The organism is Rhizobium sp. CF122 (genome assembly GCF_000282035.1).
Taxonomy (GTDB): domain Bacteria; phylum Pseudomonadota; class Alphaproteobacteria; order Rhizobiales; family Rhizobiaceae; genus Rhizobium.
This window is the reverse complement of sequence record NZ_AKKA01000120.1, coordinates 92,120-113,218: the sequence shown is the minus strand read 5'-3', so window position 1 is coordinate 113,218 and position 21,099 is coordinate 92,120. Positions and strand designations below refer to the sequence as shown.

The 21,099-nt window shown below is 60.6% G+C and carries 16 protein-coding genes; 15 read left to right on the top strand and 1 reads right to left on the bottom strand.

The features are described from left to right. Window positions 1-35: 35 nt before the first annotated feature. From PMI09_RS27985 to murB, 8 genes are read left to right on the top strand one after another with little or no spacing between them, the layout of a single operon-like run. Window positions 36-1,496, top strand: coding sequence for a UDP-N-acetylmuramoyl-L-alanyl-D-glutamate--2,6-diaminopimelate ligase (locus tag PMI09_RS27985; protein WP_037084409.1), 1,461 nt, complete (start codon window positions 36-38; stop codon window positions 1,494-1,496). Then, entirely contained in the window at window positions 1,493-2,926 is a 1,434-nt protein-coding gene (locus PMI09_RS27980; RefSeq protein ID WP_007802315.1) for a UDP-N-acetylmuramoylalanyl-D-glutamyl-2,6-diaminopimelate--D-alanyl-D-alanine ligase, read from the top strand. Before PMI09_RS27985 ends, PMI09_RS27980 begins: the two co-directional genes overlap by 4 nt. Window positions 2,927-2,948: 22 nt before the next feature. Then, on the top strand, window positions 2,949-4,049 hold the full coding sequence (mraY, locus tag PMI09_RS27975; protein ID WP_007802312.1) for a phospho-N-acetylmuramoyl-pentapeptide-transferase: 1,101 nt from the start codon (window positions 2,949-2,951) through the stop codon (window positions 4,047-4,049). Between the two features lie 7 nt (window positions 4,050-4,056). Then, entirely contained in the window at window positions 4,057-5,469 is a 1,413-nt protein-coding gene (gene murD, locus PMI09_RS27970) for a UDP-N-acetylmuramoyl-L-alanine--D-glutamate ligase (RefSeq protein ID WP_007802309.1), read from the top strand. A 1-nt stretch (window position 5,470) separates the two neighbouring features. Further along, a complete protein-coding gene (gene ftsW, locus PMI09_RS27965) occupies window positions 5,471-6,625 on the top strand; it encodes a putative lipid II flippase FtsW (RefSeq protein WP_007802306.1) in 1,155 nt (384 codons plus the stop codon). Between the two features lie 6 nt (window positions 6,626-6,631). Then, window positions 6,632-7,756, top strand: a complete 1,125-nt coding sequence (murG, locus tag PMI09_RS27960; RefSeq protein WP_007802304.1) for an undecaprenyldiphospho-muramoylpentapeptide beta-N-acetylglucosaminyltransferase — start codon at window positions 6,632-6,634, stop codon at window positions 7,754-7,756. Further along, window positions 7,753-9,168: a UDP-N-acetylmuramate--L-alanine ligase gene (murC, locus tag PMI09_RS27955; RefSeq protein ID WP_007802302.1), complete on the top strand. Its 1,416-nt coding sequence runs from the start codon at window positions 7,753-7,755 to the stop codon at window positions 9,166-9,168. The genes murG and murC overlap by 4 nt, the downstream gene beginning before the upstream one ends. Then, on the top strand, window positions 9,165-10,139 hold the full coding sequence (gene murB / locus PMI09_RS27950) for a UDP-N-acetylmuramate dehydrogenase (RefSeq protein WP_007802299.1): 975 nt from the start codon (window positions 9,165-9,167) through the stop codon (window positions 10,137-10,139). Before murC ends, murB begins: the two co-directional genes overlap by 4 nt. Before the next feature lie 117 nt (window positions 10,140-10,256). Here murB and PMI09_RS27945 read toward each other — a convergent pair whose 3' ends face one another. Further along, the gene (locus PMI09_RS27945; protein ID WP_007802297.1) at window positions 10,257-11,561 is read right to left on the bottom strand and encodes an MFS transporter; all 1,305 of its coding nucleotides are present in this window, start codon (window positions 11,559-11,561) and stop codon (window positions 10,257-10,259) included. Window positions 11,562-12,064: 503 nt separating this feature from the next. Here PMI09_RS27945 and PMI09_RS27940 point away from each other — a divergent pair. The 7 genes from PMI09_RS27940 (at window position 12,065) to recN (ending at window position 21,087) form a co-directional block, all read left to right on the top strand. Beyond that, entirely contained in the window at window positions 12,065-12,991 is a 927-nt protein-coding gene (locus PMI09_RS27940; protein ID WP_007802296.1) for a D-alanine--D-alanine ligase, read from the top strand. Then, window positions 12,979-13,911 (top strand): cell division protein FtsQ/DivIB, encoded by a 933-nt coding sequence (locus tag PMI09_RS27935; protein ID WP_007802294.1) that lies wholly within the window; start codon window positions 12,979-12,981, stop codon window positions 13,909-13,911. Before PMI09_RS27940 ends, PMI09_RS27935 begins: the two co-directional genes overlap by 13 nt. Further along, window positions 13,908-15,239 carry a cell division protein FtsA gene (ftsA, locus tag PMI09_RS27930; RefSeq protein ID WP_007802292.1) on the top strand — a complete coding sequence of 444 codons (1,332 nt, stop codon included), beginning with the start codon at window positions 13,908-13,910 and terminating at the stop codon, window positions 15,237-15,239. Before PMI09_RS27935 ends, ftsA begins: the two co-directional genes overlap by 4 nt. A gap of 56 nt (window positions 15,240-15,295) precedes the next feature. Beyond that, on the top strand, window positions 15,296-17,020 hold the full coding sequence (ftsZ, locus tag PMI09_RS27925; protein WP_007802290.1) for a cell division protein FtsZ: 1,725 nt from the start codon (window positions 15,296-15,298) through the stop codon (window positions 17,018-17,020). A 286-nt stretch (window positions 17,021-17,306) separates the two neighbouring features. Continuing rightward, window positions 17,307-18,263 carry a UDP-3-O-acyl-N-acetylglucosamine deacetylase gene (gene lpxC / locus PMI09_RS27920; RefSeq protein WP_007802288.1) on the top strand — a complete coding sequence of 319 codons (957 nt, stop codon included), beginning with the start codon at window positions 17,307-17,309 and terminating at the stop codon, window positions 18,261-18,263. A 275-nt stretch (window positions 18,264-18,538) separates the two neighbouring features. Continuing rightward, window positions 18,539-19,408, top strand: a complete 870-nt coding sequence (locus PMI09_RS27915) for an outer membrane protein assembly factor BamD (RefSeq protein ID WP_183720441.1) — start codon at window positions 18,539-18,541, stop codon at window positions 19,406-19,408. A gap of 5 nt (window positions 19,409-19,413) precedes the next feature. Then, window positions 19,414-21,087 (top strand): DNA repair protein RecN, encoded by a 1,674-nt coding sequence (recN, locus tag PMI09_RS27910; protein WP_007802284.1) that lies wholly within the window; start codon window positions 19,414-19,416, stop codon window positions 21,085-21,087. Window positions 21,088-21,099 lie beyond the last annotated feature (12 nt).

Below are 21,099 nucleotides of genomic sequence, written 5' to 3'. Positions count from 1 at the left end.
GGGGCGCGGCGGCTCGAGAGAGAAAAGTACATTCGATGAACTTGCGAGACATCGCCGGAGATGCATTTCCGGAACTTGAAGATCAATTGGCTGGGGCTGTCGGGGCGCTGGCGGTTTCTGGCATCTCGTCCGATAGCCGCAAGATCGAACCCGGAATGGTGTTTGTGGCCGTCGCCGGGACGAAGGCGGACGGCGCGGGCTTTATCGCGGATGCGGCGACGCGTGGTGCGGTCGTAGCGCTTGCCTCCCATAGTATCGATGCCTCCATCCCCGTTCTTGTCGTGAACGATCCGCGCCGCTTCCTGTCGATCGCGGCGTCTCACTTCTATGGCAAGCAGCCGGAAACGATGGTGGCCGTGACCGGCACGGCCGGCAAGACGTCGGTTGCCTCCTTCACCCGGCAGATATGGGCCTATGCTGGGCATGCGGCCGCGATGATCGGCACGACCGGCGTCGTCTCGCCGACACGCAACGAATACGGCTCGCTAACGACGCCTGATCCGGTTTCACTTCACAAGCTGCTGACAGAACTCGCGGACGAGGGCGTCACGCATGCCTCGATGGAGGCGTCCAGCCACGGGCTCGATCAGGGCCGCCTGGACGGCGTCAAGCTCGCTGCCGCTGCCTTTACCAACCTCGGCCGCGATCACATGGACTACCATCCGACGGTCGAAAGCTACATGGCCGCGAAGATGCGGCTGTTCGATACGCTGCTGCCGAAGGGCGCACCGGCCGTGATCTTTGCCGACGATGCTTGGTCGGAGCAGGCGATCAAGGCGGCTCGCGATGCGGGTCACGGTGTTCGCACCGTCGGACGCAAGGGCGATTACCTGACTCTGAAGCGCGTCGAACATTTTCGCCACAAGCAGGTGGCTGAAATTCATGCCGACGGCGAGATCTTTGAGGTCGACATTCCGCTTGCCGGCGACTTCCAGGTGGCCAACGCGCTCGTGGCGGCAGGCCTTGCCATGTCGACGGGTGTGCCGGCGAAGGTCGCCATGGCCGCGCTCGAGAAGCTGCAGGGCGCGTCGGGTCGGCTTGAGCTGGTGGGGCACACCAAGGATGGCGCACTTGCTTATGTAGACTACGCACATAAGCCGGACGCGCTCGCCAACGTTCTGGAATCCGTTCGGCCGTTTACGACTGGCCGTGTGATCGTCGTATTCGGCTGCGGCGGCGATCGCGATCGCGGCAAGCGCCCGATTATGGGCGAGATCGCCTGCCGTCTGGCCGATGTGGTGATCGTCACCGACGACAATCCGCGCTCAGAAGAGCCGGCGGCTATTCGTGCCGAGATCATGGCGGCTGCAGGTTGCGCGACCGAGATCGGCGACCGCGCCGAGGCGATCCGAACCGCGGTTGAAATGCTCACGTCGGGCGACACGTTGATCGTTGCCGGCAAGGGACACGAGGAAGGGCAGACGATCGGGAGCGTCACCCTGCCGTTTTCGGATCACGCCGAATTGCGTAAGGCTTTGGAGGAGCTGAAACCGTGAACTGGCTTTGGACGACGGAAGACATGATTGCCGCCATGGCAGGGCGGCCGTTCGGAACTTTGCCTGAGGGCATTACCGGGATTTCCATCGACAGCCGTTCCATTGCGCCCGGCGAAGCATTCTTCGCCATCAAGGGCGACCGCGTTGACGGCCACGACTTTGCGTCGATGGCGATGGCAAACGGGGCTGCTCTTCTCGTCGTCAGCGAAGCACGCCTTCCAGCCATGGGGCGGCTCACCGTTCCGGTGATCGTTGTCGAGGACGTGTTGGCGGCACTTGGCAAGCTCGCTGTTGCCGCGCGCGCCCGTTCGCGCGCCCAAATCGTTGCTGTCACCGGTTCGGTTGGCAAGACGACCACCAAGGAGATGCTGCGGCGAGTCTTGGCTCCATCGGGCAAGGTGCATGCTTCCGTGGCCTCTTTCAACAATCACTGGGGCGTACCTTTGACGCTCGCCCGGATGCCGCTCGATACCTATTTCGGCGTTTTCGAAGTTGGCATGAACCATCCGGACGAGATCCGTCCGCTGGTCAAGATGATCAAACCGCATGTCGCCGTGATCACGACGATTGCACCGGCTCACCTAGGCAATTTCAAGAGCATTCGCGAGATCGCAACGGCGAAGGCCGAGATTTTCGAAGGTGTGGTTCCGGGCGGGCAGGTCGTGCTTAACAGAGACAACGATCAGTTCAACTTCCTGGAGCGCACGGCGCAGGCTTGGGGCATCCAGCACATCCATTCGTTCGGTCAGCATGCGAAAGCCGATTTTCGCCTGGCGGAGTTCAACGGCTCCGATCAGAGTTCGACGTTGTGGATCACCATTGACGGCGAGACGAAGGAAGTTGCGATCGGTGCACCGGGCCGGCACATCGCCGAGAATGCGTTGGCCGCCCTCGGCGTTGTGAAGATCGTCGGGGCTGATATGCAGCAGGCGATCGGCGCCCTTGCGACGCTCCAGCCGGAAAAGGGCAGGGGTCGTCGTCATCGGTTGGCGATCGAGCGCAGCTCCTTCACAGTTGTCGACGAGAGCTACAACGCCAATCCTGCTTCGATGCGAGCGGCAATCGCTGTGCTTGCGAGTTCCGTGCCGACGGGCACGGGACGCCGCGTCGCCGTGCTTGGCGACATGCTGGAGATGGGCGACTACGCGCAGAAAGTCCATTCGGATCTGGCGGGGCCATTGCTCGCTGCCGGTATTGAGCACGTCTGGCTTGCCGGCCCTGAAATGGTTGCGCTGAAGGAATCGCTCCCCGAGAGCGTCCAGGTCGTCCACCACGAGAAGACCGAAGAACTCGCAGAATATGTATTAAACGCTGTCGCGGCTGGCGACGTGCTGATGGTAAAATCGTCACTGGGCATCGGTTTCGGCAAGATCGTCGCCGCGCTCCTTGACAAATTCTCGCCATTTGCCGACACGCAACGCGATTTTTGAGCGGGTAAACAAGGGGCCCTGAATGCTGATTTGGCTTGTCGAACTGTCGGAACACCTGAAATTCTTGAACCTGTTCAGGTACATCACCTTCCGCACGGGCGCCTCCCTGTTTACGTCCGCCTTCATTGTGTTCCTCTTTGGTCCTGCCATCATTAACTCGTTGCGTATCCGTCAGGGTAAGGGGCAGCCGATCCGTGCCGACGGCCCGCAGACGCACTTCAAGAAGGCCGGTACGCCGACCATGGGCGGCCTGATGATCCTCGCCGGCATTGTCGGTTCGTCGCTGCTTTGGGCCGATCTTTCCAACGTTTACGTGGTCGCGACGCTGCTCGTGACCCTCGGTTTCGGCGCGATCGGCTTCTACGACGACTACCTGAAAGTCACCAAGCAGAGCCATAAGGGCTTTTCCGGCAAGGCTCGGCTCGGCATCGAGTTCGTGATTGCCGGCATTGCCGTCTACTTCATGATGCGCACGGCGCTGGCGTCGGGTACGGCAGGTTCAACCTTCGGGTCGTCGGTCGCGTTTCCGTTCTTCAAGGATTTCATGATCAATCTCGGCATCATGTTCGTTGTCTTCGGCGGCTTCGTGATCGTTGGCGCCGGCAATGCCGTGAACCTTACCGATGGTCTTGATGGCCTCGCCATCGTCCCTGTGATGATCGCCGCTGCGTCCTTTGGCGTCATCGCCTATCTGGCGGGTAACGTCGTCTTCGCGAATTATCTACAGATCAATTTCGTGCCGGGCACGGGCGAACTCTCGGTTGTCCTCGGCGCCGTCATCGGCGCCGGCCTTGGCTTCCTCTGGTTCAATGCGCCGCCCGCCGCGATCTTCATGGGCGACACCGGCTCGCTGGCGCTCGGCGGCACGATCGGCACGGTTGCCGTGGCCACCAAGCACGAGATCGTCATGGCGATCATCGGCGGCCTGTTCGTGATGGAGACGCTGTCGGTCATTATCCAGGTCGGCTTCTTCAAGATGACTGGCCGGCGCGTCTTCCTGATGGCGCCGATCCATCACCATTTCGAAAAGAAGGGCTGGACGGAAAGCCAGGTGGTGATCCGCTTCTGGATCGTTGCGGTCGGTCTCGCCCTGCTTGGTCTCTCCACCCTGAAGCTGCGGTAAGGCCGCAATGATCCCCGTTACGACACTCGCAGGGAAGAAGGTCGCGCTCTTTGGGCTCGGCGGCTCGGGCTTTGCCACGGCGCGTGCGCTCAAATTGGGTGGTGCCGAGGTCACTGCATGGGACGATAACCCCGACAGCGTCGCCAAGGCTGCCGCTGAAGGCATTCATACAGTAGATCTGCGCTCCATCGACTGGAGCGCGCAATCGCTCTTCGTGCTTTCGCCAGGTGTTCCCCTGACGCATCCGAAACCGCACTGGACGGTCGATCTCGCTCGTGCCGCCGGAGTTGATATCGTCGGCGACGTCGAGCTTTTCGTGCGCGAGCGCCGGGCGCATGCGCCGGATTGCCCGTTCATCGCGATCACCGGCACCAACGGCAAGTCGACGACGACGGCGCTGATCGCGCACATCCTGAAGTCCAGCGGCAGGGATACGCAACTCGGCGGCAACATCGGGACGGCGGTCCTGACGCTCGATCCGCCAAAAGATGGACACTTCTACGTCGTCGAATGCTCGTCCTATCAGATCGACCTCGCACCGACACTCAATCCGTCCGCGGGCATCCTGCTCAACCTGACGCCGGATCATCTCGATCGCCATGGCACGATGCAGCACTATGCCGACATCAAGGAGCGGCTCGTTGCCGGCAGCGGCGTTGCCGTCATCGGCGTGGACGACAGCCATTGCGAGATGATCGCAGACCGTATCGAGCGGGCAGGCGGCAAGGTTACGCGGATTTCGCGGCGCCACGCGCTTCCCTATGGCATCTATGCGGATGGAACGAAGCTTATCCAGGCCTCGGGAGGCGCAACAAGGCCGATTGCCGATCTTAACAGCATCCAGACACTGCGTGGCAGCCATAATGCGCAGAATGCCGCTGCAGCCGTCGCCGCATGCCTTGCAGTTGGCGTCTCGGAAGATGAAATTCGTGCCGGCTTGACGTCCTTCCCCGGGCTCAAGCATCGGATGCAGCCGGTCGGGCGTCGCGGCAATGTCGTTTTCGTCAACGACTCGAAGGCCACCAACGCTGATGCGGCCGCTCCGGCGCTGTCGAGTTACGACCGCATCTACTGGATTGCCGGTGGATTGCCAAAGGCCGGTGGCATCACGTCGCTGACGGGCTTCTTCCCGCGGATCGCCAAGGCCTATCTTATCGGCGAAGCCGCGGCCGAATTTGCCGCGACGCTCGGCGAAGCCGTGCCATATGAGATTTCTGGAACGCTGGAGCGCGCCGTGGCACATGCGGCTGCGGATGCTGAAAAAGATGAAAGCGGCCCACTGGCCGTGATGTTATCCCCGGCTTGCGCAAGCTTCGACCAGTACAAGAACTTCGAAGTGAGGGGCGATGCATTTGTCAGCCATGTGGCAGCGCTCGACGGAATCACCATGCTGATCGGTTCGGCAACAGGAGATAAATGACATGGTAAGCCGCGCGGAACGTGGGCCTCTGGCCGATTGGTTTTGGACCATCGACCGCTTTTTCCTGGCGATGTTCATCTTCCTGATGGGCATCGGCTTCATGCTGTCGTTCGCCGCCTCGCCAGCGGTTGCGGAGCGCATCGGGCTGGAGCCGTTCCACTTCGTCAAGCGACACGCGGCTTTCATGATCCCATCGCTGGCTGTCATGGTCGGGCTTTCCTTCCTGACGCCGCGCCAGGTGCGGCGCACGGCGATCATCCTGCTGATTGTCGCTCTCGCCATGATGTTGTTGGCGCTGTTCTTCGGCATCGAGGTCAAGGGTTCCCGCCGCTGGGTCACCTTGGCCGGCATCTCGATCCAGCCGTCAGAGTTCATGAAGCCGGCCTTTGTGGTGGTCTGCGCATGGCTCTTTGCCGAGCATGCGAGGCAGCCTGAAATTCCAGGCAACCTGTTCGCCATCATCCTGTTTGGCATCGTGGCAGCACTTCTGGTCGCACAGCCCGACCTTGGGCAGACGATCCTGACAACGGCTGTCTGGGGCGGCATGTTCTTCATGGCCGGCATGCCGTGGATCTGGATCATTATTCTGGGTGCCGGCGGCGTCGGAGGACTCTTCGGCGCCTACTACGTGTTCCCGCACGTGGCGCTGCGTATCGACAAGTTCTTGACCGGCGAGGGCGATACCTTCCAGATCGATACGGCGCGTGAAGCCATCATCCGCGGCGACTGGTTCGGCCAGGGACCGGGCGAGGGCATCGTCAAGCGCATCATCCCGGACGCGCATACCGACTTCATTTTCTCGGTCGCTGCCGAGGAGTTCGGGATCGTCTTCTGCATGGCGCTTGTCGCGCTGTTTTCCGTTCTCGTGCTGCGCGGTCTCTCGCATGCCTACAAGGAGCGGAATGACTTCAACCGCTTTGCCGTCGCTGGTCTCGTGCTGCAGATCGGCATACAGTCGATCATCAATGTGGGCGTCAATCTCGAACTGCTGCCGGCAAAGGGCATGACCCTGCCGCTGATTTCCTACGGCGGTTCGTCCATGGTCGCCATCTGCGTCACCGCCGGGTTCATTCTCGCGCTGACGCGCCATAGGCCGGAAAAGCGTGCGCAGGATCGGAGCCTCTTCCGCGTCGCGCATGGCATGCCGGCGGAGTAAGAGTTCATGAGCAAAGGCATCGTCCTGCTTGCCGCCGGGGGAACCGGCGGTCATGTGTTTCCCGCGGAGGCTCTGGCCTTCAAGCTGAAAGAGCGGGGCTATTCCGTGCATCTCGTCACCGACAGTCGTGCCGAGCGCTATGCCGGAAAATTCCCGGCCGATGAGATCCACGTCGTTCCGTCGGCGACGATCGGCTCGAAGAATCCGATCTCCGTCGCTCGCTCGCTGTGGACGCTTTGGAGCGGCATGCGGGCCGCCAAGAAGCTGATTGCACGGCTGAAGCCCGTGGTTGTTGTCGGTTTCGGCGGCTATCCCACTGTACCGCCGCTGCTCGCCGCGACACGCCTTGGCGTGCCTGCCATGATCCACGAGCAGAATGCGGTGATGGGACGCGCCAACAAGGCGCTGGCGAGCCGCGTGCAAGCGATTGCCGGCGGCTTCCTGCCTGAAGGCGGCGGTCAGTTTCCCGACAAAACGGTGACAACGGGTAATCCGGTGCGCCCGGCAATCATCGATGCGGCGAAAGTGCCGTATTCTCCATCGAATCCTGGTGAGCCTTTCAATCTCGTCGTCTTCGGCGGCAGCCAGGGCGCACAGTATTTCTCCAAGGCGATGCCGACGGCCATCAGCTTGCTTGATGACGGACTTCGCGATCGCCTGCGCCTTACCCAGCAGGTTCGGCCGGAAGATACGGAGATGATGGGCGTTTGCGTCGCTCAGTTGAAGATGGCGGCTGACACAGCCCCCTTCTTCACCGATATGGCCGAACGACTTGCCGCTGCACATCTCGTTATCTGCCGTTCAGGCGCATCGACTGTTTCGGAGATTTCCGTGATCGGGCGGCCGGCCGTGCTCGTGCCTTATCCGCATGCATTGGATCACGATCAGGCCGCGAATGCGGCAGCGCTTGCGGCGACAGGCGGTGCCAAGGTTATTCCGCAGGCCGAGCTTTCGCCCGAGAAGATTGCTTCGATCCTCACCCATGTGATGAATGACCCCGAAAAGCTCGGCCGGATGGCCGCTGCAGCAAAGCAGGCGGGTAAACCCGATGCTGCGAACTTGCTTGCCGACATGGTAGAGGCTATTGCGGCACGACGTACAATTGCAGAGTTCAAGGGGAAACGCGCATGAAAATGCCGAAGGCCATCGGCCTCGTTCATTTCATCGGCATCGGCGGCATCGGCATGAGCGGCATTGCCGAGGTGCTGCATAATCTCGGCCATCGCGTGCAGGGATCGGATCAGGCCGACAGCGCCAATGTGCAACGCCTGCGCGACAAGGGCATCGAAGTCTTCGTCGGTCACAAGGCCGAGAACCTCGGCGACGCCGAAGTTGTCGTCGTCTCGACCGCGATCAAGAAGAACAACCCGGAACTCGTAGCGGCGCGCGAAAAGCTGCTGCCGGTCGTACGCCGGGCAGAGATGCTTGCCGAATTGATGCGGTTCCGCAACGCGATCGCGATCGGCGGAACGCATGGCAAGACGACAACGACGTCGTTGGTGGCGACGTTGTTGGAAGCAGGCGGCCTCGATCCCACGGTAATCAATGGCGGCATCATCAATGCCTACGGCACCAACGCCCGCATGGGCGAGGGTGAATGGATGGTGGTGGAGGCCGACGAGTCCGACGGCACATTCTTGAAGCTTCCCGCTGATGTTGCTGTCATCACCAACATCGACCCTGAACACCTCGATCACTACGGCAACTTCGATGCCGTGCGCGCTGCATTCCGCCAGTTCGTCGAGAACGTGCCGTTCTACGGCTTCGGCGTGCTGTGCCTCGACCATCCGGAAGTCCAGGCACTGGTTGGCCGCATCGAGGACCGCAAGATCATTACCTATGGCGAGAATCCTCAGGCCGACGTTCGTTTCATGAATGTTCGTGTCGAGGGTCCGCGTTCGATTTTCGACGTCGAGATCCGTCGCCGGCGGACTGGGCAGGTCATCAGGCTCGACAATCTCGTGATGCCGATGCCCGGACGTCACAACATCTCTAATGCCACCGCCGCGATTGCGGTTGCCAACCGTCTCGGCATGTCGAGCGAGGACATCGCCAAGGGACTGGCCTCCTTTGGCGGCGTCAAGCGTCGCTTCACGCTGACCGGCGAATGGAACGGTGTGCAGATCTTCGATGATTACGGTCATCACCCGGTCGAGATCAAGGCCGTGCTGCGGGCCGCGCGTGAGGCCTGCAAGGGGCGTGTGATTACGGTCCATCAGCCGCATCGCTATTCGCGCCTATCGAGCCTTTTCGAGGAGTTTGCGGCTTGCTTCAACGATGCGGACAGCATTTTCCTTGCGCCTGTCTATGCCGCAGGCGAGGATCCCATCGAAGGGGCGAACTCCGAGGCACTTGTGTCACGGATCAAATCGGGCGGTCACCGTGATGCCCGCTTCTTGTCGTCCCCAGAGCTTTTGCCTGAAATGGTCGCAGAGATTGCAAAGCCGGGGGATTTTGTGGTTCTGTTGGGGGCTGGGAGTATCACATACTGGGCGGCAGCGCTGCCCAAGCAATTGGAAAGCCTTTCGGGAATATCTGCATGAAACAGGTGAATGGGGAAAAGCTTCTTGCGTCGCTCGGCGACGGCGTAAAGGACATCCGTGGGAGGATCACACCGGATGCGCCGATGGACCGTGTCACCTGGTTCCACGCTGGCGGTCTGGCCGAGCTGATGTTCCAGCCACACGACGAGGACGACCTCAGCGCCTTCCTCAAGATCCTGCCCGAAGAAGTGCCGATCACCGTCGTGGGCGTCGGCTCTAATATTCTCGTGCGCGATGGCGGCATTCCTGGTGTCGTTCTCCGGCTTTCAGCGAAAGGCTTCGGCGCAGTCGAGCTCGCTGGCGAGAATCGTATTCTTGCCGGTGCAATCTGCCCGGACAAGCATGTTGCGGCCATGGCAATGGACAACGGCATCGGCGGCTTCCACTTCTACTACGGCATCCCTGGCAGCATCGGCGGTGCGGCACGCATGAACGCCGGCGCCAATGGCGCGGAGACGCGTGAACGGGTTGTCGAGGTGAACGCCGTTGATCGCAAGGGCAACAAGCACATCCTGTCGAACGCCGATATGGGCTATTCCTACCGTCATTCGTCGGTGCCGAACGATTTGATTTTCACGTCGGTGCTCTTCGAAGGCTATAGCGAGGATCGCGCCAAGATCCGCGCTGAGATGGACGCCGTGCGCAGCCATCGCGAGACGGTCCAGCCAATCCGGGAAAAGACCGGCGGTTCGACCTTCAAGAACCCGGAAGGGCATTCGGCCTGGAAGCTCGTCGACGAGGCCGGATGCCGCGGTCTGGTGATCGGCGGAGCGCAGATGTCCTCGCTTCACTGCAACTTCATGATCAACATGGGGCAGGCGACGGGATATGATCTCGAATATCTCGGCGAACAGGTTCGCCGCGAGGTCTTCGAGAATTCCGGCATCAAGCTTGAGTGGGAAATCAAGCGTCTCGGCGTTTTCATGCTGGGACGCGAAGTCCGCCCCTTCCAGGGCGTGACCAGCGAGTAGACTTCGTCCGGCTGGTTCCTCGCTCGAGCGACAGGAAATAGCTTTTTACCTTCTTGCAGACAAGAAAGGCCGCAAAACCAGGGTTTTGCGGCCTTTCGTTTTCAATATGAGTTAACTTCAGACTTCGTCGCGGCCCGAAGCCAGGATGCAGATCAGCGTGATGACCGCGGAGAGGCCGAGATAGTAGCCGACATACTGCATGCCGTAGTTTGCCTGCAGCCAGGTGGCGATGTAGGGCGCCAGCGAAGCGCCGAAGATGCCGGCAAGGTTGAAGGTGATCGACGAGCCGGTGTAGCGGACGGCCGTCGGGAAGGGGGCGGCAAGCGCGGTTCCGATCAGACCGTAGGTCATGCCCATCAGCGCCATGGCGACGATCGCGAAGACCAGGATGCCACCTTCGCCGCCAGTCATCAGGCCGGGCAGGAAGAACGAGAAGATACCGATCAGCAAGGTGGTGAGGATCAGCATTTCGCGACGTCCGAACCGCTCGGCCAGTTTGCCTGATATCGGGATGAAGATACCGAAGGCGACCGAACCGACGATCTGGATTTCGAGCGCGTCAAGGAACGGGATCTTCAGGACCTTGACGTTGTAGGACAGCAGGTAAGCCGATCCGATATAGAACAGCACGAAGGTCGCGAGCGCCACAAAGGTGCCGAGGAACAGGCTACGCTTGTGCTTGCGAAAGAGTTCGGCAACCGGAACAGCAACGCGCTCCTGCTTGTCGATCGCCTTCTGGAAGGCTGGCGTCTCGGTGATCGACAGGCGGACCCAGAGGCCGATGACGATCAGCAGGATCGAGGAGATGAACGGCACACGCCAGCCCCAGCTCAGCAAAGCGTCCTGAGACATGACCTGCAGCAGCAGCCAGAAGATGCCCGAGGAAAGGAACAAGCCGACCGGGGCGCCGAGCTGCGGGAACATGCCGTACCAGCTGCGCTTGCCTTCCGGCGCGTTCTCGGTCGCGAGCAGCACGGCGCCGCCCCATTCGCCGCCGAGACCGAAGCCCTGGCCGAAACGGCAAAGCGCGAGCAGCAGCGGTGCGATGACGCCGATCGATTCGTAGGAGGGCAGGAGGCCGATCACAACCGTCGAAATGCCCATGGTGAGCAGCGCGGCAACGAGTGTCGTCTTGCGGCCGATCCTGTCGCCGAAATGGCCGAAGACCACGGCGCCGAGCGGACGGGCGAAGAAGGCTATGGAGAAGGTTGCAAAGGATGCAAGCAGTGCGGTCGTCGGGTCGCTGTTCGGAAAGAACAGCGTCGGAAAGACCAGCACGGCGGCGGTTGCATACACGTAAAAATCGAAGAATTCGATCGTGGTGCCGACGAGGCTCGCGATCAGAACACGCGCCGGCGAGTTGACTTGCGCATGGTTCGATGAAGCGGGAGTCGGCGATACTTTGTATATCGCGTCTGACATTTTCATTCCAATCGGGATTGTAAAGATGCCTTGGGAGGCAGGCGGCTCTTAACGCAATTTTAATTCGGCGCAAATGGTCACCGCGTAACAAACGAAAAAAAGATTAGTAGGCTTTGCATTTTTCCACCCATCGACGCCCGCGTGTGGTCACTTGACCAGAATCAATATGAAGCAGATCCCTCATGAAAGCTCTGGTTGAGCGCATGAGGGCTTCTTGGCGGCGCTCTGGGTGGCCTTGTGTGGAAATTAGCAGGCGAAGAGGGCTCGAACTGACACAACTTCCTTTACGGAACCCCGCGCGTCACGCGCTGTCGCCACGGGGTTTCTGCGTTTTGCACGGCCCTGTCCGGGCGGTCGGACAAGCCAAAAATTAACGAAAGTAAACACTTCATTAACCATAATCGGACTCTAATGCATCTGCATCACCGAGCGAGATTCGGACGACAAACAAGCTTGGTGCAAGCGTCGGAACGCAGTGTGCAGGTTATTTTTTGGGGGTGTTGATGAGTCGCAAGCATGTCGCTGTCCTGATGGGCGGGTTTTCCTCGGAGAGGCCGGTAAGCCTTTCTTCCGGGACGGCGTGCGCGGATGCTCTTGAGGCTGAGGGCTTCCAGGTGACGCGGATTGATGTCGACCGCGATGTGTCTGCGAAGCTTGCTGCCTTGCGACCCGATGTCGTCTTCAATGCACTGCATGGCCCCTACGGCGAGGATGGTACGATCCAGGGCGTGCTCGAATATCTTGAGGTTCCCTACACGCATTCCGGCGTGCTGGCGTCGGCCCTTGCCATGGACAAGGAGAAGGCCAAGGGCGTTGCCGCCGCCGCTGGCATTCCGGTTGCGCAATCCGAGGTGATCAATCGATTCGCCTTTCCGGCCGAGCACCCGATGAAGCCGCCCTATGTTGTGAAGCCTGTGCGTGAGGGCTCCAGCTTCGGCGTGGTGATCGTTCAAGAGGATCAATCTCACCCTCCGCAGATCATCAGCTCTCCGGAATGGCGCTACGGCGAGCAGGTTCTTGTCGAGCGTTACATCTATGGTCGCGAGCTGACTTGCGGCGTTATGGGTGATCGGGTCCTCGGCGTGACCGAGGTTGTGCCGCTCGGGCATGGCTTCTACGATTATGATGCCAAGTACGTCGCGGGTGGATCGAAACACGTCATCCCTGCGGAAATTTCACCGAATATTTACCAAAAAATACAATCATTGGCGTTAAGGGCGCATCAAGCAATTGGTTGCCGTGGCGTCAGTCGCTCCGACTTTCGTTATGACGACCGCTTCTCCGAAGATGGCGAAATTATCTGGCTGGAAATCAATACTCAGCCAGGCATGACGCCAACCTCCCTGGTGCCCGAAATGGCCGGTCATGCCGGCTACTCGTTTGGTGAATTTCTCCGTTGGATGGTGGAGGACGCTTCTTGTTCTCGGTGACGGTCAAAAGGATAGGGCGCCCAAGTCATCAGGTGGAGCCTTCGTATCCCGAGGGTGATGGTCGGCTGATTCTGCCGCGCCCGCTGCGTCGTGTCGTTCGCTTCCTTGTCAGCCTCGGAAGCGGCCGCATCCATATTCCGGCTCATGTCGGGACGGTCTCCGCCTTGGCTTTCTTTGCCGCGACGGGTCTCTATGGCATGTCGCTCGGTGGTCACACAGAAGCCGTTGCCCAGGCGACGACAACGGCTGCCGGATTTGCGATCGATGATGTGAAGGTGTCCGGCAATTCCGAGACCTCCGAAATCGAGATCCTGCAGCTGTTGGGGCTTGATGGCACAACGTCGCTCGTGGCGCTCGATGTCGATGCGGCGCGTCAGAAGATCGCGAAGCTTCCCTGGGTCGAGAATGTTGAAGTTCGCAAGATCTATCCGAAGACGATCGAGGTGAAACTCAAGGAGCGTGAGGCCTACGCCATCTGGCAGCATGGCCAGGAACTTTCTCTCGTGGAGAAGGGGGGCTCGGTAATCGCTCCGCTGCGCGACAATAAGTTCTCGCAGTTGCCTCTGGTGGTTGGTCGTGGTGCGGAGGCTGCTGCAACTTCGCTCGAAGCCGAATTCGCAAACTGGCCGGAGATCAAGGCGCGGGTGAAGGCCTACGTCTGGGTTTCGGGTCGTCGCTGGGATCTGCACATGGACAACGGCATTTCGGTGAAGCTGCCGGAAGACGATGTCGATCTGGCGTTGGCGCGGCTGTCGAAGTTCATGAAGGAGCAGGATCTTCTGGAGCGCGACATCGCTGCCGTCGATCTGAGGCTCACCGACCGCACGGCAATTCAGTTGACGCCGGAGGCGATGGCGCGCCGGCAACTGGTGCTCGATCAGAGGGCTAAGGATTTGAAGAAGGCGGGGCAAAATATATGAGCTTGTTCGGTTCGTCCCATTTCGGATTGCCGCGCCTGAAGCCGCTTTCGTCGAAGCGGTCCCATGTCGTTTCGGTGCTGGACATCGGATCGACGAAGGTCGTCTGCATGATCGGCCGCCTGACGCCCCGCGAGGAAAGTCAGGTTTTGCCCGGTCGCACGCATAACATTGAGATCATCGGGATCGGTCATCAGCGCTCGCGTGGCATCAAGACCGGTGCGATCTCTGACCTGGATGCTCTGGAAAGCGTGATTCGCCTTGCGGTCGACGCTGCAGAGCGCATGGCCGGTCTTACTGTCGAAAGCCTGATTGTCAACGTCACGGCGGGGCGCCTGACGAGCGACATCTACACTGCGACCATCGATCTCGGTGGCCAGGAAGTCGAACTGAACGACCTCAAGAAGGTCCTTTCCGCCGCCTGCCAGCAGTCGCTGCGCCAGGATCGTGCCGTACTGCATTCGCTGGCAACCGGCTTCTCGCTTGACGGCGAGCGCGGTATCCGCGATCCGCTGTCGATGTATGGTGACGTTCTCGGCGTCGACATGCACGTCGTCACGGCTGAGCGTACCGCGCTCAAGAACCTCGAGCTCAGCGTCAATCGCGCGCACCTCTCGGTCGAGGGCATCGTTGCGACGCCCTACGCATCGGGCCTTGCTGCTCTCGTCGACGACGAAGTCGAGCTCGGCTGCGCGGCGATCGACATGGGCGGCGGCACGACGACGATTTCGGTCTTCGCAGAAGGCAAGCTGGTGCACACGGATGCCGTCGGCCTCGGCGGCCATCACGTCACCACGGATCTCGCCCGCGGTCTTTCGACCCGTATCGAGGATGCCGAACGCCTGAAGGTCGTCCATGCTTCCGCGATGCCGAATTCCTCGGACGAGCGCGAACTGATCTCGATCCCGCCGATCGGCGAAGACGAACGCGACCTGCCGACACAGGTGCCGCGCGCTTTGGTATCGCGCATCGTCAGCGCCCGGATCGAGGAAACGATGGAATTGATCCGCGACCGCATCCAGCGCTCGGGCTTCAGCCCGATCGTCGGCAAGCGCGTCGTGCTGACGGGCGGTGCGAGCCAGCTGACCGGCCTTGCCGAAGTCGCACGCCGCATTCTTGCCCGCAACGTCAGAATCGGTCGTCCGATGGGCGTCTCGGGCCTGCCGACAGCAGCGAAGGGCCCAGCCTTTTCGACCGCCGTCGGCCTGATGATCTATCCGCAGGTCGCGGACCAGGAAACACATGCGTCACAGAGCGGTCTGCTCATGTCGCTTGGGGGAAATACCAGCCGCTTTGCCCGCATGGGGCAGTGGCTGAAAGAAAGCTTCTGATAATTGAGTGAATTGGCCGGCGTGGCGATACGGCCATAAAGAGAAGGAACGGTAAGATGACTATCAAGCTGCAAAAGCCGGATATCACTGAGCTTAAGCCGCGTATCACCGTGTTCGGTGTTGGCGGTGGCGGTGGCAACGCTGTCAACAACATGATCTCCGCGGGCCTCCAGGGCGTCGACTTCGTCGTTGCCAACACCGACGCCCAGGCCCTGACGATGACGAAGGCAGAGCGCATTATCCAGCTCGGCGCCAATGTTACCGAAGGTCTCGGTGCTGGCTCGCAGCCGGAAGTCGGTCGCGCAGCTGCCGAGGAATGCATCGATGAAATCATCGATCACCTGAACGGCACGCATATGTGCTTCGTCACCGCCGGTATGGGCGGCGGCACGGGTACTGGTGCTGCTCCGGTTGTCGCTCAGGCAGCCCGGAACAAGGGCATCCTGACCGTTGGCGTTGTCACCAAGCCCTTCCACTTCGAAGGCGGTCGCCGCATGCGCCTGGCGGAAGCCGGCATCGAAGAGCTGCAGAAGTCGGTCGACACGCTGATCGTCATCCCGAACCAGAACCTCTTCCGCATCGCCAACGACAAGACGACCTTTGCCGACGCTTTCGCGATGGCCGACCAGGTTCTCTATTCGGGTGTTGCCTGCATCACTGACCTGATGGTGAAGGAAGGTCTCATCAACCTCGACTTCGCTGACGTTCGTTCGGTCATGCGCGAAATGGGCCGCGCCATGATGGGAACCGGTGAAGCATCCGGCCAGGGCCGCGCGATGCAGGCTGCCGAAGCTGCGATCGCCAACCCGCTGCTCGACGAAACCTCGATGAAGGGTGCACAGGGCCTGCTGATCTCCATCACCGGCGGTCGCGACCTTACCCTCTTCGAAGTCGATGAAGCGGCAACCCGTATTCGCGAAGAAGTCGATCCGGATGCGAACATCATCCTCGGCGCGACATTCGACGAATCGCTCGAAGGCATCATCCGCGTTTCCGTCGTTGCGACAGGCATCGACCGTGCCATCAACGCGGCGGCAGGGAAGACTTTCCAGCCGGTGGCAAAGCCGATCGTGCGTCCTTCCGCGGCCGTTGCTCCGGCGCCGGCCGCAGTTCAGCCTGCACCTGTCCTGCAGCAGGCACCCAAGCCCGTCGATCCGGTCGCGCAAGCAATCCGTACGGCTGAAGCCGAAATGGAACGCGAGCTTGAAATCCACGCGCCGCGTGCTTCAGCCCCGGTCCAGCAGCCGGCGATGCAGGAGACCTTCCGTCCGCAGAGCAAGATCTTCGCTGCTCCTGAGGCCGCTCCGGTCATTCGTCCAGCTCCGGTTCAGCAGGCTCCAGTTCACGCTCCGGTCATGAGCCAGCCGGTTCAGCAGCCTGTTATCAGCCAGCCGGCACCGGTCATGCAGCAGCCGATGGCCGCTCAGCAGGCCGTACGTATGCCGAAGGTGGAAGATTTCCCGCCAGTGGTTCAGGCAGAGATCGACCATCGCTCGCAGCCTGCTCCGACGTCTCATGCGCATGAAGAGCGTGGTCCAATGGGCCTCCTGAAGCGGATCACCAACTCGCTTGGCCGCCGCGAAGAGGAAGTCGCGCCGGAGATGACGTCGGCTCCTGCGGCTGCCTCGCAGCAGCGCCGTCCGCTCTCTCCCGAAGCAAGCCTCTATGCACCGCGCCGTGGAAATCTCGACGATCAGGGTCGCAGCGTTCCGCAGGCTCGCATGATGCAGGAAGACGATCAGCTCGAAATTCCGGCATTCCTGCGCCGTCAGTCGAATTGAAGCAAGGACAGAATCGCCACAAGGATGCCCGGGAGTAAGCTCCCGGGCATTGCTGTTTCAGAGCATCGAATCTGGCGCTAATTGCGCTGTTATTTCAATGGCATACTTTCGTAACAATGCGAAAGAAACAGTGATTTGGATTGGAACCCGGGCGCACGTATGTATGGGGTCAAGAAACCGCCCTTGTGCCCTTCATGGCGAGACTTGGACGGCGTGAAATGAACCCTGGCAGATAGTTCGGCATGTTAGCCGCGGCGGGTCACCAGGGATAATAAAGGCAAAATTTATGGTTATTGGCATGTTGGGTTTTCAAACGACGGTATCACGTCCGATCACGCTCTCGGGCATCGGCGTCCATTCCGGTGCTGACGTTTCGATTACCTTCAACCCGGCAGAAGCCGACACTGGCGTCGTCTTCAATCGCATGCATGAGAACGGCGAGGTTTCCGAATACCGTGCTGTTTCTTCGCAGGTCGGCAATACGGATCTCTGCACTGTTCTTGGGTTCTCGCCGGCGCACTCAGTCGCGACGATCGAACATGTCATGGCTGCTGTCTACGCGCTTGGTCTCGACAACGTGTTGATCGAGGTCCATGGCGCCGAAATGCCGATCATGGACGGCAGCTCTATGCCCTTTATCGAAGCGATCGAACAGGTTGGCCTGGTATCGCTCGGCGTGAAGCGCCGCTACGTCCGCGTCACCAAGCCGGTTCGCATCGAGCATGGCGGCTCGTGGAGCGAGTTCCGTCCCTATGACGGTATGCGCTTTGAAGTCGAGATCGATTTCGATTGCCCGCTGATCGGCCGGCAGAAATGGGAAGGCGACATGACGGCCGCGACGTTCAAGTCCGAGTTGTCGCGCGCTCGCACCTTCGGTTTTATGCGGGATGTCGAGCGTCTCTGGGCATCTGGCCATGCGCTTGGTTCCTCGCTTGAGAATTCCGTCGTCATCTCGGACGACAATACTGTTATCAATGTCGAGGGCCTGCGTTACGCCAAGGACGAGTTCGTGCGCCACAAGGCACTCGATGCCGTCGGCGATCTGGCACTGGCCGGCGCTCCGTTTATCGGCTGCTACCGCTCGTATCGCGGTGGCCACAAGATGAATGCTAATGCTCTCAAGGCGCTGCTCAGCGACCCGACCGCCTATGAAGTGGTCGAGACCTCTGCGCCGCGCCAGCGTGTTGCTCCTCGGGATTTCATCCGGGTCAACGCACCGGAATTTGCTCCCTGGTCGGCATGACCTCCATCGCATCTTTAAGGCCAGGGCCGCCTCCTTCGGGAGGCGGTTTCTTTATGGGGAACAGACCGACGGTGATTCCCCGATAGATGTGTTGCCGCAGATGTTTAGCGGCAACAGTTGCAGCTTTCTCGGTGCAAAACCGGTGAATATGGCCTGCGTCGCCACAAAAATGCGTTAATGCATCATCATTGCGTTGCTCTGGCTGCTCATTTGTGGCTAGAAACGCCAGCAAGGCGTGGCTGCTGTTGAGGGATGGCAGCGTTGGGATTGTTCCGATGGGTTATGCAGGGTCTGAAAGTATGATGAAGACAGCGCGCGCTTTGTTCGCATCGCTCTTGGTGCTGAGCGCAGGTGCCTTAGTTTCCGGATGCCAGTCGGACCCTGACATCGATATTACCAAGCTCGGCGTCGAGAGCGATCCGCCGGATGTTCTTTATACCCAGGGCCTCGCCAACATGAAGGCCGGTAACATGGCCGAGGCGGCGCGCAAGTTCGATGCCATCGACCGCGAGAACCCGTTCTCGGAATGGGCGCGCAAGGCGCTCGTGATGAGCACCTTCGTCAAGTACCGCCAGGGCCGTCTCGACGATGCTCTCGCCTCGGGTAACCGCTATATGGCGCAGTATCCGAAGTCCAAGGATGCTCCCTATGTGCAGTATCTGATCGGTCTGACCTATTCCAAGCAGATCGTCGACGTCACGCAGGATCAGCGCGCGGCTGCAAAGACCGTCGAAGCCATGCAGGCTGTCATCGACAATTATCCGGATTCCGAATACGTCGACGATGCGCAAGCGAAAATCCGCTTCGCACGCGACCAGATCGCCGGCAAGGAAATGCAGGTCGGTCGTTACTATATGGAACGCAAGGAATACCTTGCGGCAATCTCACGCTTCCGCACAGTCGTTGAGAAGTATCCGAATACCAACCAGATCGAAGAAGCGCTCGCGCGCCTTGTCGAAGCCTATTATGCAATGGGCATCGTCGAGGAGGCGCAGACCGCCGCCGCCGTTCTGGGCCACAACTATCCGGATAGCCAGTGGTACGCAGATTCCTTCAAGCTCTTGAAGAGCGGTGGCACAGAGCCGCGTGAAAACCCGGGCTCCTGGATCGCTGCTGCAGGCAAGAAACTCCTGCTCGGTTCCTGAGGCCAATGCTGACCCAGCTTTCGATCCGCGATATCGTCCTGATCGAGCGGCTGGATCTCGCCTTCGAGACCGGCCTCTCGGTGCTGACCGGTGAGACCGGTGCTGGCAAATCCATCCTGCTCGATAGCCTGTCGCTTGCCCTTGGTGGCCGCGGCGATGGCGGCCTTGTTCGACACGGCGAAGACAAGGGGCAGGTGACGGCTGTCTTCGACGTCGGGCCGGATCACGGCGCCCGCAAGTTGCTGCGCGAAAACGGCATCGATGATGATGGCGATCTCATCTTTCGCCGCGTCCAAAACTCTGACGGGCGTACGAAGGCCTATGTCAACGACCAGCCACTCAGTGTTCAGCTGATGCGCCAGGCCGGACAGATGCTGGTCGAGATCCACGGCCAACATGATGATCGTGCTCTCGTCGATACGCATGCGCACAGGATGCTGCTCGATGCCTTCGCAGGCGCGAACGAAGACTCTGCGGCCGTTTCCAACCTTTACCGCATCTGGCGTGATACCGAGCGAACACTGAAGAAGCAGCGTGAGAAGGTGGAGAATGCTGCGCGCGAGGCGGATTATCTACGCTCCTCCGTCGAGGAGCTCGAAAAGCTGTCACCGCAGGATGGCGAAGAGGACGAACTTGCCGACCGCCGCCAGAAGATGATGAAGGCCGAGCGGATCGCGGGCGATATCGCCGAGGCTTCCGAGTTCCTCAACGGCAACGCCTCTCCTGTGCCGCATATCGCCTCGCTGGTGCGCCGGCTGGAGCGCAAGAGCCACGAAGCCCCAGGACTGCTGGAAGATACGGTGGCGCTTCTGGACGCTGCGCTGGACCAGCTCTCCAACGCTCAGATGGAAGTCGAGGCGGCACTCCGGAAAACGGAATATGATCCGAAAGAGCTGGAGCGTGTAGAGGAGCGCCTGTTTGCCTTGCGCGCCGCCTCGCGCAAGTACTCCGTTCCGGTGACCGAACTGCCGGCGCTCGCCGTTCGCATGATCGGCGATCTTGCCGATCTCGACGCTGGCGAGGAAAGGCTTGCCAAGCTTGAGGCGGAGGTCGGTGTCGCCAAGGCGAACTACCACACGGCGGCCCGCACGCTTTCCGACAAGCGTCATCATGCTGGAGACGCGCTGGCTGCTGCGGTCATGGCGGAGCTGCCGGCGCTAAAGCTCGAGCGGGCACGGTTCATGGTGGAAATCACCACCGATCCCGAAGACGCGACCTCGGAGGGTATCGACATGGTGGAGTTCCACGTTCAGACCAATCCCGGCACGCGTCCGGGCTCGATCATGAAGGTGGCATCCGGCGGCGAGCTTTCGCGCTTCCTGCTGGCCCTTAAAGTGGCGCTTGCCGATCGTGGCTCTGCGCCAACGCTCGTCTTCGACGAAATCGATACCGGCGTCGGCGGCGCGGTTGCGGATGCAATCGGGCAGCGGCTGAAGCGCCTTTCCGACCGTGTACAGGTGCTGTCGGTCACGCATGCGCCGCAGGTTGCGGCACGGGCCGCAACGCATCTGTTGATTTCGAAGGGGCCGGCTGCGGAAGGCTCCGAGAAGATCGCGACTCGCGTCGCGACGATGGCGCCTGGCGACCGTACGGAGGAAATCGCGCGCATGCTGGCGGGGGCCTCGGTGACGGAAGAGGCGAGGGCCGCGGCTGCCCGTCTGCTGGCCGGGAACGGCTGATTTCGCAATCGC